The organism is Bifidobacterium tibiigranuli, from assembly GCF_009371885.1.
Taxonomy (GTDB): domain Bacteria; phylum Actinomycetota; class Actinomycetes; order Actinomycetales; family Bifidobacteriaceae; genus Bifidobacterium; species Bifidobacterium tibiigranuli.
Window position 1 is genome coordinate 1 of sequence record NZ_QLZA01000007.1, and the last position, 15,578, is coordinate 15,578.

Annotated in this window: 11 protein-coding genes, 1 other RNA gene and 1 pseudogene; 10 read left to right on the forward strand and 3 right to left on the reverse strand. The window is 61.9% G+C overall.

From position 1 onward, the window contains the following. A pseudogene (locus DDF78_RS06860) lies at positions 1-181 on the forward strand (inositol-3-phosphate synthase); the annotation flags it as partial. 189 nt (positions 182-370) lie between these two features. On the opposite strand, the gene glf reads toward DDF78_RS06860, so the two are convergent. Further along, positions 371-1,531, reverse strand: a complete 1,161-nt coding sequence (glf, locus tag DDF78_RS06865) for a UDP-galactopyranose mutase (protein ID WP_152581169.1) — start codon at positions 1,529-1,531, stop codon at positions 371-373. Positions 1,532-1,944: 413 nt separating this feature from the next. On the opposite strand from glf, the gene ffs reads away from it, so the two are divergent. The 5 genes from ffs to DDF78_RS06890 all read left to right on the forward strand — a co-directional run bounded on the left by ffs (position 1,945) and on the right by DDF78_RS06890 (position 8,825). Next, an RNA gene (gene ffs, locus DDF78_RS06870) (signal recognition particle sRNA small type) lies at positions 1,945-2,041 on the forward strand. Between the two features lie 374 nt (positions 2,042-2,415). Continuing rightward, positions 2,416-3,654, forward strand: a complete 1,239-nt coding sequence (locus tag DDF78_RS06875; protein ID WP_438502741.1) for a phosphatase PAP2 family protein — start codon at positions 2,416-2,418, stop codon at positions 3,652-3,654. Between the two features lie 166 nt (positions 3,655-3,820). Then, complete coding sequence (topA, locus tag DDF78_RS06880) at positions 3,821-6,901, forward strand: type I DNA topoisomerase (protein WP_152581171.1); 3,081 nt, start codon at positions 3,821-3,823, stop codon at positions 6,899-6,901. Further along, positions 6,901-7,674 (forward strand): dTMP kinase, encoded by a 774-nt coding sequence (tmk, locus tag DDF78_RS06885; RefSeq protein WP_152581172.1) that lies wholly within the window; start codon positions 6,901-6,903, stop codon positions 7,672-7,674. Before topA ends, tmk begins: the two co-directional genes overlap by 1 nt. After that, entirely contained in the window at positions 7,671-8,825 is a 1,155-nt protein-coding gene (locus DDF78_RS06890; protein ID WP_152581173.1) for a DNA polymerase III subunit delta', read from the forward strand. The genes tmk and DDF78_RS06890 overlap by 4 nt, the downstream gene beginning before the upstream one ends. 57 nt (positions 8,826-8,882) lie before the next feature. On the opposite strand, the gene DDF78_RS06895 is transcribed toward DDF78_RS06890, so the two are convergent. After that, a complete protein-coding gene (locus DDF78_RS06895) occupies positions 8,883-9,959 on the reverse strand; it encodes a LacI family DNA-binding transcriptional regulator (RefSeq protein WP_237564595.1) in 1,077 nt (358 codons plus the stop codon). Between the two features lie 580 nt (positions 9,960-10,539). Here DDF78_RS06895 and DDF78_RS06900 point away from each other — a divergent pair. The 3 genes from DDF78_RS06900 to ulaA all read left to right on the forward strand — a co-directional run bounded on the left by DDF78_RS06900 (position 10,540) and on the right by ulaA (position 12,947). Beyond that, entirely contained in the window at positions 10,540-10,989 is a 450-nt protein-coding gene (locus DDF78_RS06900; protein ID WP_152581174.1) for a PTS sugar transporter subunit IIA, read from the forward strand. Positions 10,990-11,095: 106 nt separating this feature from the next. Then, a complete protein-coding gene (locus DDF78_RS06905; RefSeq protein WP_152581175.1) occupies positions 11,096-11,368 on the forward strand; it encodes a PTS sugar transporter subunit IIB in 273 nt (90 codons plus the stop codon). Positions 11,369-11,417: 49 nt separating this feature from the next. After that, entirely contained in the window at positions 11,418-12,947 is a 1,530-nt protein-coding gene (gene ulaA, locus DDF78_RS06910; protein WP_152581176.1) for a PTS ascorbate transporter subunit IIC, read from the forward strand. A gap of 95 nt (positions 12,948-13,042) precedes the next feature. Here ulaA and DDF78_RS06915 read toward each other — a convergent pair whose 3' ends face one another. Continuing rightward, positions 13,043-13,312, reverse strand: coding sequence for an HPr family phosphocarrier protein (locus DDF78_RS06915; protein WP_152581177.1), 270 nt, complete (start codon positions 13,310-13,312; stop codon positions 13,043-13,045). A gap of 173 nt (positions 13,313-13,485) precedes the next feature. On the opposite strand from DDF78_RS06915, the gene ptsP reads away from it, so the two are divergent. After that, entirely contained in the window at positions 13,486-15,135 is a 1,650-nt protein-coding gene (ptsP, locus tag DDF78_RS06920; RefSeq protein ID WP_152587866.1) for a phosphoenolpyruvate--protein phosphotransferase, read from the forward strand. Positions 15,136-15,578: the final 443 nt, after the last annotated feature.

A 15,578-nucleotide genomic window follows, 5' to 3' on the forward strand; every position in this document is an offset into this window, starting at 1 on the left:
CGGCCCGGTGCTGGCGCCGAGCTCCTACTTCATGAAGTCCCCGGCCGTGCAGCATGAGGACAACGAGGCGCGTCAGCTCGTCGAGAAGTTCATCGCCGGCGAGGTCGAGTCGACCGAAGCCCAGCTCAATGCCGACGTGGCCGAGGCGAAAGCCAATGGCAAGGACGTCTGGCACGCCTGAGCGAGCGGGCTTATGCTCTGTAGGCTAGCGGCTGATGTTGCTGGCTAGCCTGCGTCGCCAGTCTGTATATGACAATGGGGGCTGCGCACGATTCTGTACGAATCGCGCGCAGCCCCCATTGATGCATGTGGCTACCGTTCGGTTCACACTTTTTTCAACGTTCGCAAAAAGTGTGAGCCGGTTCCTGAGCTACTTCGCGATGAGCGGGTGAATGCGCTTGTCATACGCGGTCAGGGCGCTGTTGATGACCTGATGCATGTCGTAGTACGCATACGTGCCCAGCCTGCCGCCGAAGATCACGCCGGGCTCCTTGTCCTCCAGCTGCTTGTACTGCTGGTACAGGTCGCGATCGTCCTGCGTGTTGACCGGGTAGTACGGCTCGTCATCCCGGCCGGCGGAGCGGCTGTATTCGCGCCACACCACGGTTTTGTCGGGGTTCTGCTGCTCGCGGCGCTCGGGGTTGAAGTTCTTGAACTCGATCGCCCGCGTGTAGGGCACGTCCGCATCCGGGTAGTTCATCACCGGGCATCCGTAGTGGTCGCCCTCCTCGTAGCGGACCTCCTCGAAGTCCACCGTGCGCCATTTCAGCTCGCCGAGCGCGTAGTCGAAGTAGCGGTCCACTGGGCCAGTGTAGATGATCGGGACCTTGCCCACGAGCGCGGCCTTGTTCAGCGGCTGGCTCTCGTCGAAGAAGTCGACACCGAGCGTCACATGAATCTTCGGATCGTCAATCATCCGCTCCATCCATGCCGTGTAGCCGTCGGTCGGCAGCCCCTCGTACTTGTCCTTGAAGTAGCGATTGTCGTAGTTGAAGCGCACCGGCAGGCGATTGATGATGCTGGCTGGCAGGTCGGCCGGATCCGTCTGCCACTGCTTGCCCGTGTAGTACTTGAAGAAAGCCTCGTAGAGCGGCCGGCCCACCAGCTGGATGCCCTTGTCGTTGAGGTTCTTGGCCTCCACTCCCGCCAGTTCGCCCGCCTGCTCTGCAATGAGCGCCTGGGCCTCCTTCGGCGTGTAGTGCGCGCGGAAGAACTGGTTGATGGTCCCCAGATTCACCGGCAGCGGGAACACCTCGTCCGCATGCGTCGAGTACACGCGGTGCACGTAGTTCGTGAACGAGGTGAAGCGGTTCACATACTCCCATACGCGCTCGTTGGACGTATGGAACAGGTGGGCGCCATACTGATGAATCTCCGCGCCGGTCTCCTCATCCATGCGCGAATACGCATTCCCCCCGATATGCGGGCGAATGTCGATGATTTCGACTCGCGCCCCCGCACGTTCAGCCGCCTGCTGCGCCACCGTCAGCCCAAACAAGCCAGCGCCAACCACCACTAGATCCGCGTTCATGGATATCCTTCCGTTCCCAATATTCCCATGTGTTCAGTGTCATGAACCATATGCGATGGACTGCTGAAGGCAACAACCGCTTGTCGCAACGCATAATCTCCTTTATATTACCCGCAGGCGCTCCCGTGGCCCAATAGCCTGTCGCGCGGTGAGAATGAAGGTCGATTCGCCGGGGTTCTCTGCATCTGACGAATCAACCCGTTTGCGTCGTCTTTTATCTGCCAACTCGAAGCTGCTGTACAAAAGGTGACGCAAAATCAGTGCAAAACGTTGCGAAACTTACGGTAGTGGCGCATTAGCGTGCAAAAGGCGACGCAAACTCCTTCGGAAACGTTGCGAAAGCCACGGCAGCCTGTCGCTCTGCTCTGAGCAGCCTTGCGTGCCGACGTGCATCCGAGGGTGGTGTACACTAGGGAAAGCCTCCACGCGGCGCTATGTCACCCAACTCCCCCAGGGCAGGAATGCAGCAAGGGTAAGTGGCCTCTGACGGGTGCGTGGAGGTTTTCACATATTTGACTTATAACCCGCTTATGTGCAAGTTTTGCCGCAACTGCGCGTCTAGCGAATGCATCGTCGCAGGCTTGGCCGTAGAGTCGTGAAATATGAGCGACGAAACAGAATCCGAATTTGAACCCGATGCCGTGGCACGCGACCCGAATAATCCTGATGATGCCGGCGATATGAGGAACGACGCAGACAGTGCGGATACAGCTGCCGCGACGCCGGAAGATGCGGAAAGTGCGGAAGATACAGAGAATGTCGGCAACACGGAGATTTCCGGCAATGCAGATGGCGAACATGGCGCGGCCGAGGCTGGCGGCGCAGATGGCGCATCTAACGCGAATGACACGGATGACGCGAGCTCAGCCTCACCCAGCGTCCCAATGCCCGTGTTCACGCCGCTGCCTGAGCCCCCGGCCTCGGCCGGACTGCCGACATCAGCGTCGCCAGCGGCTTCGAGCCACGGAGCCTTTGCAACGCTCGGAGACGATTCGCCGCATTCCTTGAAGGTGCAGTCTGGGCAGAGCAATCAGGTAGACGATTTGACAGGCCTGATCGGGCCGCAGGGTCCGCAAGGCTTGCAATCCGGGCGATCCGCACATGATTCGCAAAGTGGCTCCGCATCGCAAGACGGACTCGGCCACGATTCCGACCCTGATCTCGATCTCGACCACGGCCTCGCCCGCCTCGACCCGCTGACCGTGCGCCCGAGAATGTCCAGCCGAATCCTGTGCGTGGCGTTTGCTCTGATATTCGCAGCCTTTGCCGCCGGCGTGTGGTGGCTGGGTGTGCACATGATGTCGGGTCAGAATTACGACGACGCCGTGTATACGGGTTTGCGCGGCTCCATCGCCGGCTGGTTCAGTCCGCTGACCACGATGTTTACCAACTCTTCTCTTGTAATTGGGCTGAGCGTCGCCATCATCGTCGTAGCCGTGGCGGTTGCCGCGTTGCGCCGCCGGTGGTGGCTGCTGGGGCAGATGGCCGTCGTCGGACTGCTGTTCTGGGCCGTTCACTATCTTAAGGACGTGCTGCCGCGCCCATTCATCGTCAACACGGCTTCCAGCAAGCTCAATTCCGCGCCGTCCGGTCATACCTTGCTTGCCGCGGCCGCCGGCGTGCTGCTCCTGATTGCGGTCGGCCGAGCCTGGCGGGCGCTCGCAGCGCTGCTGGCTTCCGTCTACGCAGTGCTGGTGGGGCTGTCGGTGATCGTCGGCCAGTGGCATCGCCCGACCGATGTCATCATGGCCATCCTGCTGATCGGCGCGGTGACCCTGCTGGTGCTCGCCTTCACGCGCGCATCCGGCATGGACGCGCCGGGCAAGCGGGCCTCCTCGCCCAGCATACAGATCGTCGCCAGCGTCATGATTACTGCCGGAGTGCTTGGCTGTCTGTACGCGGGCTATATCATCTGGCAGCTCGCGCCCGGGCTGCCCTTGAGCGAGCAGTGGACGCATAGCGGAGCTATCGCTTCGGCGATTGTGCTCATAGCGGCTGCAAGCGCCCTGGTCTTCGGTCTGGTGCTGGCGATGCGCCAGCTGACCGCGTCGCCGCTCTCGAAGCTCGGCCTTGTTGGAGCGCCTCCCGAGCCGCCGACCGCACCGCAGCAGAAGGCGAAGTAAGCCGAAGTAATCCGAAATAATCGCCGCGGCAATCGCTGGAATTGCTGGCGAAACGCTGAGACGGCACGCACCCGATTTGGCGCTTCGACATGCCGCATGCGTATGATGGCGCTGCGCAATGCCATGAGCAATGGCAGAGGAACTGATAGTAGAACAAGGAGGGGCAATGGCTAACGGCACCAAGCTCGTCATCGTGGAGTCCCCGACCAAGGCCAAGAAGATCGGCGGATATCTCGGCAAGGACTATACCGTGATGGCATCGGTGGGTCATATCCGCGACCTCGCCCAGCCCAGTCAGGTCCCTGCGGCCCAGAAGGCGAAATTCGGCAAGTTCGGCGTCGATGTGGACGACGGCTTCGCTCCTTATTACATCGTCGGCTCGGACAAGAAGAAAACCGTATCCGAGCTGCGCTCCGCGCTTAAAAACGCTGATGAGCTCTACCTCGCGACTGATGAGGATCGCGAAGGCGAGGCCATCGCCTGGCATCTCGTGCAGACGCTCAAGCCCAAGGTTCCGGTCAAGCGCATGGTCTTCCACGAGATCACCCCGGAGGCCATCAAGGCCTCGCTGGCGCAGACCCGCGATGTAGACGGTAATATGGTCGACGCGCAGGAGACGCGTCGTGTGCTCGACCGGCTCTACGGCTACGAGCTGTCCCCGGTGCTCTGGCGCAAGGTCGGCCCCGGGCTGTCGGCGGGTCGTGTGCAGTCCGTGGCGACACGGCTGATAGTCGAGCGTGAGCGTGAGCGCATGGCCTTCGTGAAGGCCGCGTATTGGGACGTCACAGCTATATTGGGGGCGCCAAGCGTCCAAGGCGACAATGTCGATTTCGCTTCCAGGCTCGTGTCGCTGGATGGCAAGCGGCTGGCCGTCTCCAAGGACTTCGGCGATGACGGCAAGCTCACGCCGGCCGGATTCAAAGACAACGTCTGCCTGCTGGATGAGGCCGGTGCAGCTGCGCTCGCGAAGTCGGTGCAGAACGCCGTGTTCACGGTGGTCTCGAATGAATCGAAGCCCTACCGCCGCCGCCCGATGCCGCCGTTCACCACGTCGACGCTGCAGCAGACCGCCGGCAACCGGCTGTCGATGAGCTCGCGCCAGACCATGCGCGCCGCGCAGGGGCTGTATGAGAACGGCTATATTACGTACATGCGTACGGATTCGGTGACGTTGTCGCAGGAGGCCATTTCCGCCGCCCGCGATGCGGTCGAATTCCATTTCGGCGCGTCGTATCTCGCTGATAAGCCCAAGCAGTATGCCACGAAGACGGCTGGCGCGCAGGAGGCCCACGAATGCATCCGTCCCGCCGGTTCGCGCTTCCGCGACCCGAACGAGCTGGGCGGCAAGGTGCCGCCGGACCAACTCAGGCTCTACACGCTGATCTGGCAGCGCACGCTGGCCTCGCAGATGGCCGACGCAACCGGATCGACCGCTACAGTCAGGTTCTCCGCGCCCGCAGGGCAGCAGGGCGAGGCGATTTTCCAGGCCTCGGGCACCGTCATCGAATTTCCGGGCTTCCTTAAGGCCGTTTCGGGCCGCTTCGGCGGCGGTTCGTCTTCGTCGACGGCAGCGCAGTCGGCTCGGACTGCCGACAATGCGCAGTCGGGCAAGGCGGATGCGAAATCCGGCAAGTCCGCCGATGAGAATGAGTCGTTGCCGCCGATGCAGGTCGGCGACGAGCTGCACGCGTCGCAGGTGACGGCCGATGGGCACGAAACCCAGCCGCCGGCGCGCTACACCGAGGCCTCGCTGGTCAAAACGCTTGAGGCCAAGGAGATTGGCAGACCGTCGACCTACGCGAGCATCATCTCAACCATCATCGACCGCGGCTACGTCTACGAGCGCGGCCGCGCCCTGATACCGTCCTGGCTGGCGTTCGCGGTCACGAAGCTGCTGGAGACGAAATTCCCCAAATATGTGGACTACGAGTTCACCGCCGATATGGAGAACGGCCTCGATCAGATCGCGCATGGCAGGGAAACCGGCAAGGAATGGCTCACGCGCTTTTACTTCGGCTCCGGCGAGGAGGCAGCGCAGAACGCTGCCGAAGCCCACGAAGGCCTGCAGCAGCAAGTCGCTCAGCTGGGCGAGATAGACGCGCGGGCCATTAACACCATCGATATCGGCGATGGGCTGCACGTCCGTGTAGGCCGTTATGGCCCGTATCTTGAGGATATGAACCACCTCGACAAGGAAGGCAATCCTAGTCGAGCCTCGTTGCCGGACACGATGGCGCCTGACGAACTGACCATCGAGGCGGGCCACGAGCTCATCGAACACAACGCCTCCGGGCCGCGCGAACTGGGCAAGGACCCGGCGACCGGTGGCTCCGTCGAAGTGCGCAACGGGCGTTTCGGACCGTATGTGGCGCTGGTGGCACCCGAAACCCCGGAAGAGGACAAGGACGCTGCGGCTTCGGAAGCGTCAGCCAAGACGGCTGCGAGCAAAGATACTGCGGCCAAGTCGAGCAAGACGAGCAAAGCAGGCAAAACAGCAAAATCTACGAGCGCCGCGTCGAAGCGCGCGAAGAAGACTCCGACCGCGCCAAGGCCCAAGATGGCCTCGCTGTTCAAGTCGATGAGTCCGGACACGCTGACCCTTGAGGACGCTCTGAAGCTGCTCAGCCTGCCGCGTGAAGTCGGCGCGATCGAGGAGACCAATGCCGAAACCGGCGAGGTTTCGCAGGCGATCGTGGCTGCAAGCAACGGGCGATACGGCCCGTACCTGACCAAGACGGGCGCTGACGGCACGAGCGAAACACGCTCGCTGACCAGCGAGGACGAGATTTTCACCGTCAACATCACACAGGCCAAGGCCCTGTTCGACCAGCCCAAATACGGGCGTGGGCGCGGCCGGGGAGCTGCCAAGCCGCCGCTGCGCGACCTCGGGGCCGATCCTGAGACCGGCAAGAACGTGACCATCAAGGACGGGTTCTACGGCGCGTACATCACCGATGGCGAGACGAACCGGACCCTGCCCAAGCAGTACACGCCCGAGTCGATCGAGGTGCCGGAGGCCTTCCGGCTGCTGGCCGAGAAGCGTGCAGCCGGGCCGGTGAAGCGCCGGGGCCGCAAGGCGACAACGTCAAAGTCGAAATCGACCGCAAAATCGACCGCGAAGAAGGGCGCTGCTGCCAAGAAATCCACCGCAGCCAAGAAATCCACGGCGAAGAAATCCGCAGCGAAGACCGGGGCTGTCAAGAGCAGCGCAAGCACCCGCAAGAGCGCTTCGGCCAAGGCCAAGTGATGGCGGGGCTGTTCATCTCCTTCGAAGGCGTTGACGGCGCCGGCAAGACCACGCAGGTCGAGCGGCTGCGCCAGTATGCCGAGTCCTTGGGGCGTTCGGTCACCGTCACACGCGAGCCGGGCGGTACTGCCTTGGGGCGGGCCATCCGCCAGATGCTGCTACACGGCGTGCCCGAGGACGCCGAGTCCATGAGAGGGGCGGCAACTGTCGAGAGCGCTGCTGGAAATGCTGCCGAGAACACTGAAAACGCAGGCATCGCCGCGCGCGCCGAGGCGCTGCTCTTCGCCGCCGACCGGGCGCAGCATGTCGCGCAAGTGATACGCCCGGCCCTGGAACGCGACGGCATCGTAATCACCGACCGATATCTGGATTCGTCGCTCGCCTATCAAGCAGGCGGGCGCGAACTGACCGTCGAGGCCGTGCGCCGGCTCAATCTCTGGGCAAGCGATGCGCTGCTGCCTGCACGCACCTATCTGCTTGATATGGATACGGATATTTCGCATCGTCGGCTCACGCATAGCGAGGATCGCATGGAATCGGCGGGCGCGGCATTTCAGCATCGCACGCGGCAGGCTTTTTTGGAGCTTGCGCGCAAGGAGCCGCAGCGGTTCAAGGTCATCGATGCCGCGCGGCCCGTCGATGTGGTCTGGCAGGAGATCAAGGCCGATTTCGATGCCGTACTGGCTGACGGCATGGCTTCTGGTGGCTTGGCCTCCGGCGGCATAGTTTCTGACAATATGGACTCCGGCGAATCACGGGGAGAGACGCGATGAGCGTCTGGGATTCGATCGTCGGCCAGCAGCGCGTCGTCGGCCAGATCTCCGCCATCGCCGCCGGGGATGCGAAGGCCATCGCCCAGTCATGGCTTATTTGCGGTCCTCCCGGCTCGGGCCGCTCGAACATCGCCCGCGCCTTCGCAGCAGCTCTGGAAAGCCCTGATCATGGTATGGACGCGGAGCCGACGCGGATTGCTGCGCAGGTGCTTGCCGGCACGCATCCGGATGTGACCGTGCTGGCGACCGACAAGGTGACCATCGGCATCGATGAGGTGCGTGGTCTTATCGAAACCGCCGAGCAGACGCCGAGCACCGCGCCGTGGCGCATCATCATCATTGAAGACGTCGACCGCATGCTCGAGCGCACCACGAATGTGCTGCTCAAAGAGATCGAGGAGCCCAGCCCGCACACTATCTGGCTGCTGTGCGCGCCCAGCGCCCAGGACGTGCTGCCCACCATCCGCTCGCGCACGCGCATCATCAATCTTGCCGTGCCGCCTGTCTCGGCCGTCGCGGATTTTCTGGTCGAGCAGGACCATGTGGACCGCAATATTGCGTTGCGTGCCGCGCGGCTGGCCGAAGGACATATCGGCGTGGCGCGGCTGTACGCCAACGACGATCAGGTGATGGCTGACCGCGATGAGCTGATTGTCGGCGTGCTCGCCTTGCAACGAGCTTCCGACGCCGTGCTGCTGGCGGCAAGTCTGATCGAGAATGCGTTAGGTCAGGCGCAAGCGGATGTGCAGCGCCAGGCCGAGGCGCGCGAGGCCCAATTCCGCCGCATCAACGGACTGGGGGCGAAGGATCGCATTCCGCCCAAGCTGCGCGGGGCGTTCAACGCCATCGGCAAGAAGGACGTGCTCAAGCGCCAGACCACGCGCCGCAGCCGCGATGTGCTGGACCGCGCGCTGAACTCGGTCGCCAGCATCTACCGCGATGTCGCCGTGCTGCAGAACAATGCCGAGGATGCGGTCGGGCTCATCAACCTTGAGAACCGCACGCCCATCACCGAGCTGTCGGCCCACCTCACTCGCGCCGGCGCAGTGCAATGCCTCGAAGACATCGCCACCGCGCGCCGCCGACTCGCAGGCAACGGCAACCCAACACTCGTCTTCGAAGCCCTGTTCTGCGCGCTCATAGCTCGCTAGCAGCTAGGCAGCGGCACAACTTACACTTTTCAGCCGCGGCCAAAAAGTGTGAGCCGCTTACCCCAGATCAGCGTCGGGAACCTCCATATCGCTGCTGCCGAAACGCGGGGTCGCCGTTGATTCGCGCTCGATGAGCTGTGGGGGGAATGCGGTGTGAGATGGCAGCCAGCGTTTTCCTGCGGGCCCTTTGTGCAGCAGTCGCAAGGTCTCCTTGACTATTGAGGCAATCGGCAGACGCAGCGAGCTTAAGGTGGGATGCACGGCTTGCGCCGTCGGGGTATCTCCTGCGCCGATGACGCAGACTTCCTCGGGAACGCGTACCGTCAGCTCATGCAGGGCGAGCAGTGCTCCTGCGGCAACGGCGTCGCTAGAGCAGATGATGGAGTCGGGGTGCCTGCCTGGTGCTGCGAAAAGCGCCATGGCGTCATCATATCCGCGCTTGACTGTGTTCGAACCGAAGGTGCTCCACGCTGGCTCGCTGTCCATATTGCGCATGCTCATCGACGTTTGGAAGGTCGTATATCGTTCCGCTGCGTCGTCGGAATCGACATCATTACCGAAGAAGGCCACGGCGCTCGCGTTGTGCGCCGAGAGATGGTCAAGGGTGATCTGCACAGCGGCGCTCTGGTCGATGCCTATCCAGTTGATGCGTGAGGAGATGACAGGTCCGGATATCTGCACGATGGGCAGCAGCTTGGCGAGAGCGTCCAGCTCATGGTCGGGCTGCGCGTTGTCGGGAGGGACGATGACCAGTCCGTCGACTTTGCGGGCGGCCATGGCGGCAATGCGGTCGCGCTGGGTCTGCTCATCGGAGCCTATGCCTACCACCAGCTGGCAGCCTGTGGATTCAACGGCCGGTTCCAATTCGCAGAGCAGTCCTGCCGCAAGCGCTTGGTGAGGATTGGGCAGAATGAGTCCCAGCAGGTGGGTCACGTTGCTGCGCAGCGTGCTTGCGGCATTGTTGGCGGAGTAGTGCAGTGCGTCTGCGGCCTTGAGCACGCGCCGGGCGATGCTGTCGTCCTGCGTGCGCTGCCCGTTGATCACGCGCGACACCGTCGCTGTGGACACGCCGGCCATGGCGGCGACATCGGTGATTGAAGCGTTCGAGATGGGCATCGTCGAATCGGGTGTCATTCCTGCTCCAAACTGGTGGTGGCTCCGGGCTCGGCCTGTTCTCGTGCGGGAGAATACCGTGCAGACGGGGTCTGCGCTGGTAATGTCCGTGCAACTGGGTTCACAGATGAGTCCATATTTGGCAGGGTACTCGTGCTCAGCAACCGCGGCGTTGCGCGCATCAGTTCCAACTGTCGTTCGTCCCTGCTGCGCATGGTCGACTGAGATTCATAATACGCGTATCCGACGATTATTCAGAAAACGTTTACCTTTTATAACAAGCCGATTTTAGGGTGTATACTCAGAGGCATCGGAGAAAGCTCCGATGGCACATACAGGTGCGAATATCACCTGCAGCGCGACAACGAGGTCGGATAATGATTCATCCATTCTCGACGCCTCGCTTGTACAAGAGCATGGCCCTGAAACGGGTTATGCGCCTTCCGGGCGAGGTCGGCGGCAACTGACCAAGTCTCGCGGGCACGACATGTCGCCATCGAATGCAAGTACCCGATTCGCGCCGGGCATGAGCCCAGCCGAACACAGGATGCGCGCTGATGCGACATGTGCAGTGCGCCGAACTCACGAAAGGACGTACGCTATGTCCGCTGACATTGACGGATTCCTGCCTGACAGCTCGTTTCTGCTGGACGTTGAAGCCGCAGACTGGAAGGATGCCATCCGATTGGCAGGGCAAGGTCTGGTCGCTTCCGGATTCACCACTGAGGCCTACACCGAGGAGATGATTGGCACGGTCGAGAAGATGGGACCGTATATCGTCATCGCTCCGGGCATGGCGCTCGCGCATTCGAGGCCGTCCGACGCTGTGCTGCATACCGGGCTGAGCTGGGTGCGGCTGAGCACGCCAGTGGAGTTTGGCAGCAAGCGCAATGATCCGGTGTCGCTGGTGATCGGCTTGGCCGGCCGCGATGAGAATGAGCATATCGCCGTGATGTCGGCGATTGCCTCGGCCTTGTCGAATGCAGACAAAAGAGCGCAGCTGGCCACGGCTTCCACGCCTGAGAGCATCCGTGCCATCTTGGAATCCTGATTGTCCCCGGCAGCGCATCCTGCCGGAGCATCCATTGTCTCGGTGCGGTTCGTCCGTCCGGGCAGACCCAAATCAACAAAGAACCAAAGTTAAGAATTGAGGAATTATGAACATCCTATGCGTATGCGGCAATGGCATCGGCACTTCGGTGCTGCTGAAGATCAATGTCGAATCCGCCGCCGCCGATCTTGATATGGACGTCACCGTCACGACGTCCGACGCCGGCAGTGCCAAGGGCACGGCGAATATGAACGATCTCGTGCTCACCTCCGCGGAATTGGCGCCGGAGCTTGAAGGCACCACAACCCCCGTCGAAGTCGTGAACAATTTCATGGATACCGACGAAATCACAACCATTCTGGAGAAGTACGCCGACTGATGTGGTTGCCGCGATGAAGCGGAACCCATCATCATAGAAAGATACAATCATGAATGTCTTCATGCTCGTGCTGAATTTCATCAGCAAGGAGATTCTCAACGTCCCCGCCTACCTCATCGGCATTGTCGCCGCAGTCGGCCTCATCGCACTCAAACGCAACGTCGGACAGGTCGTGTCAGGCGCGCTGAAGGCCGCCATGGGCTACCTGATTCTCGGTGCCGGCGCCACAGTCGTCACTGCAGCGCTTGCCCCGTTCGGTGAGCTTGTGCTCAAGTCGACTGGCGCTCACGGCGTCGTGCCGACCAATGAGGTCATCGTCGGTCAGGCTTCCAGCCAGTTCGGCTCGGCCTCGGCCTATATCATCGTGCTGAGCTTCATCATCATGCTGCTGGCCGCACGGTTCACGCCGCTCAAATACGTGTTCCTCACCGGCCACCATATGGTGTTCATGTCGATGATGCTCGCCATCGTGCTGTCCTTTGGCTTTGGCGCCAAGAACCAGTGGCTCGTCGTGCTGCTTGGCTCAGTGCTCATGGGCGTCATCATGGTCGTGATGCCTGCCTTCGCACAGCCCTTCATGAACCGTGTGACCGGAAGCGACAAGCTTTCGATCGGCCACTTCAACACCTTGGGCTACATCGTCTCGGGTGCTGTCGGCGCGGCCTCCGGCAAGAAATCGAAGTCCACTGAGGATATCAACTTCCCCAAGGGCCTGAGCTTCCTGCGCGACTCCATGGTCTCCACTACGCTGCTCATGGTCATCCTGTATCTGATCTTCTCCGTCTGGGGTGCCATCGTGCTGCCGGCCAAGACCGCGTTCAAGATCTTCGCCTCCAACCCTGATAACTACGGCTCGTTCTTCATGGCCGCGTTCGCGCAGGCTTTGCAGTTCGGCATCGGCGTGAGCATCATCCTCTACGGCGTGCGCATCATCCTGGGTGAGCTTGTCCCCGCCTTCCAAGGCATCGCGAACAAGGTCGTGCCGGGTGCCAAGCCTGCGCTCGACATCCCGATCGTGTTCCCCTATGGCGCGAATGCTTCGCTCATCGGCTTCCTCTCCAGCTTCGTCGGCGGCCTGGTGGCGCTGGGCATCATCGCAGTATGGCTCGGGCCGGTGTGGGGCGTCGCGCTGATTCTGCCCGGCATGGTGCCTCACTTCTTCGATGGCGGTGGTGCCGGCGTATTCGGCAACGCGACTGGCGGGCGTGTCGGCGCTATTGCAGGCGCGTTCATCAATGGCATGCTCATTACCTTCCTGCCCGCGGCGCTGATGACCGTCATGGGCAGCTTCGGCCTGTCCAACTCGACCTTCGGCGACTCGGACTTCGGTTGGTACGGCATCGTCGTGGGCAACCTGGTGCACATGGGCCCGGTGGGCGGCGCGATTTCGCTGTTCGTCTTCGCCGTTATCCTGTTCGCCGTGGCCTGGGTCTGGCAGGTCAAGGTCGTGAATAAGGGCTGGCTGCCTGGCGTCAAGCACGCTGAGTTCATTGAGCAGGTCAAGGCTGAAGAGAAGGCCGCCAAGGCTGCTGCACGGGCTGCCAAGGCCGTCAAGAACACGGACGCAGCCAAGGCTTGAGTCCAAGAGTCCCCAGTTGTTGGGTAAAAAATAATGCCGGACGCAGCGAACTGCGTCCGGCATTACTGTATTCGTAGCCTAATAAAGGCTGGCAATCACTCGCTTGCGGCGATGGTGGCGGCGAGCTTGTCAGCCACGGATTCGGCGTCGTCGCCGTCCACGGTGATGGTCACTTCGTCGTTCTGCTTGATGCCCAGACCCATGACGGACAGAATGCTGCCGGCGTTCACGCCTGCGCTGCTGGGATCCTTCGAGATGGTCACCTTGGCTCCGCTGGCGGCGGCCGCCTGCGCGAATTGGGAGGCCGGGCGTGCGTGGATGCCTACGGGGTCGGTGATGGTGATGGTGCGGGTTGCTGTTGACATGCAACGCTCCTTTGAGTTTGAGCAGTGTCCTGCTGGGCATGCTGCGACATAACGTTGTCGCGTTTTAGTCTAGCATGGGTATGGAAAATCTAGACTGGGAGGCTGACTCGCCCTGTCGTGGCTTTTTTCTAGGTGTCTCGATATACTGACAAAGATTTGGAGAAAGGACTCTGATGATTATTACAGGTGTTGGCATTGGCCGTGGCACGGCTATAGGGCCGGTTATCCGCATGGCTTCAGCGTTGAAGGAACCGCAGGACATCGCGCGCGGCGCGGGCTTGGACGCGCAAAGCGAAATCAAGCGCGTCAAGGCTTCGCTGGACGCGGTCAATGCGGATTTGAACGCCCGTGCCGAGGCCGCGTCGCATGGCGACGAGGGAACCCGGCAGGCAGCGGCAATACTCGAAGCTTTGGCGCAGATGGCGGGGGACCCGACACTGCTGGACTCCATCAGCAAGCTCGTCGAGCAGGGTAAAACCGCTGATCGCGCCGTGTTCGAGGGCTTCGCAGGCTTTGAGCAGACGCTCACCTCGCTCGGTGGCTACATGGCCGAGCGCGCAGGTGATCTGCACGATGTCGGGCAGCGCGTGATCGCCAATCTGCTTGGCGTTCCCGCCCCAGGCGTGCCGCAGAGCGACCATCCATTCGTGCTGGTCGCCGAGGATCTGTCTCCTGCCGACACGGCTGCGCTGGATATGCACAACACGCTGGCCATCGTCACCACTCAGGGCGGGCCGACCAGCCATACCGCGATTCTGGCCCGTGCTCGCGGCATCGTCGCCGTGGTTTCCGCATCCCGGGCCAGCGATTTGACCAATGGCACGACTGTCATTGTCAGCGCCGCGAAGGGCGAGATCACCGTCGACCCGAGCGACAAGGAAATCGAAACGGCCAAGGCAGCTCAGTCCTCGGCTGCTCAGGCCAAGGACCTGCGCGGCAAGCCCGGTGCGCTCAAGGATGGCACGCCCATCCCGCTGCTGGCCAATGTCGGCAAGCCGAAGGACGCCGATGCGGCGCTCGAATACGGCGCTGAAGGCGTGGGCTTGTTCCGCAGCGAGTTCCTGTTCATCGGTAATTCCGAGCCGCCCAGCGTCGAGGAGCAGGCCAAGGCCTATGCCGAGCTGCTCAGCCGTTTCCCGGGCAAGAAGGTCGTCATCCGCATGCTCGACGCGGGCGCGGATAAGCCCCTGCCGTTCCTGACCCCCGAGGACGAGCCGAACCCGGCGCTCGGTCTGCGAGGTCTGCGCACGCTCAAGGCGCATATGCAGGTGCTCGAAGACCAGCTCGAGGCGCTCGTTGAAGCCGATCGCGCCACTAACGCGCACCTGTGGGTCATGGCCCCGATGATCGCCGATCAGTATGAGAGCGAATACTTCGTCAAGCTCGGCAAGTCGAAGGGCCTGAAGTTCGTCGGCTCGATGGCCGAGGTTCCTTCGATCGCCCTGATGGCGAACGAGGTCGCTGAAGTGGCCGACTTCGTCTCGATCGGTACGAACGACCTGACCCAGTACACGCTGGCCGCCGACCGTACGCTCGGCTCCGTGGCCAACTACCAGACTGCTTGGCACCCGGCCGTGCTGCGCAACATCAAGCTCATCGCCGACGCCGGCAAGGCGCATGACATGCCGGTGGGCGTGTGCGGCGAAGCTGCGGCTGACCCGGATCTGGCCGTCGTGCTCGCCGGCCTCGGCGTCACCTCGCTGTCGATGACCCCTGTGGCCCTCGACGACGTGCGCGCCGAACTGGCCAAGTACACGCTGCAAGAGGCGCAGGAGAAGGCCAAGCGGGCCCTCGCCGGCGAGTTCTACCACCCAGCCGAGTAATACATAACCAATCCATTGGCCTGCCGGGTTCAATCCCGACATGGCCAAACCGACGCCATTAACCAGCGGGGCCCTGCGCATTACCCATGTGCAGGGCCCCGCTGATATGTGCGGTGCCTGATATGCGAAGTGCTGTGCCTATGACACATGGCAGATGGCTGTCTCGCGTAGCCTTTTGTACGCTAACTTAGGCTTACCGTACAAAACGTTACGCAGAACAGCCATTTCCCGTCGCATTCTATACGTCAAGGTCGCGTTACCGTACAAAAGACTACGCACAATGGCTGTTTTGCATCGCATTTCATACAGGACACTGGCGTTAGCGTACAAAACATGACGCTGAAACGTCACAAATCCCGCACTATTACGAGGGTCCTGCGAGAATTGTGATGTCTGAGGCAGTTCAAACGTCACAATTCCCGCATAAGCCGCGTAATCATGCG

Coding starts and splice junctions, on each gene's coding strand:
- glf (WP_152581169.1), bottom strand. CDS start 1,531: ATGAACGCGGATCTAGTGGTGGTTGGCGCTGGCTTGTTTGGGCTGACG.
- DDF78_RS06875 (WP_438502741.1), top strand. CDS start 2,416: ATGCCCGTGTTCACGCCGCTGCCTGAGCCCCCGGCCTCGGCCGGACTG.
- topA (WP_152581171.1), top strand. CDS start 3,821: ATGGCTAACGGCACCAAGCTCGTCATCGTGGAGTCCCCGACCAAGGCC.
- tmk (WP_152581172.1), top strand. CDS start 6,901: ATGGCGGGGCTGTTCATCTCCTTCGAAGGCGTTGACGGCGCCGGCAAG.
- DDF78_RS06890 (WP_152581173.1), top strand. CDS start 7,671: ATGAGCGTCTGGGATTCGATCGTCGGCCAGCAGCGCGTCGTCGGCCAG.
- DDF78_RS06895 (WP_237564595.1), bottom strand. CDS start 9,959: ATGACACCCGATTCGACGATGCCCATCTCGAACGCTTCAATCACCGAT.
- DDF78_RS06900 (WP_152581174.1), top strand. CDS start 10,540: ATGTCCGCTGACATTGACGGATTCCTGCCTGACAGCTCGTTTCTGCTG.
- DDF78_RS06905 (WP_152581175.1), top strand. CDS start 11,096: ATGAACATCCTATGCGTATGCGGCAATGGCATCGGCACTTCGGTGCTG.
- ulaA (WP_152581176.1), top strand. CDS start 11,418: ATGAATGTCTTCATGCTCGTGCTGAATTTCATCAGCAAGGAGATTCTC.
- DDF78_RS06915 (WP_152581177.1), bottom strand. CDS start 13,312: ATGTCAACAGCAACCCGCACCATCACCATCACCGACCCCGTAGGCATC.
- ptsP (WP_152587866.1), top strand. CDS start 13,486: ATGATTATTACAGGTGTTGGCATTGGCCGTGGCACGGCTATAGGGCCG.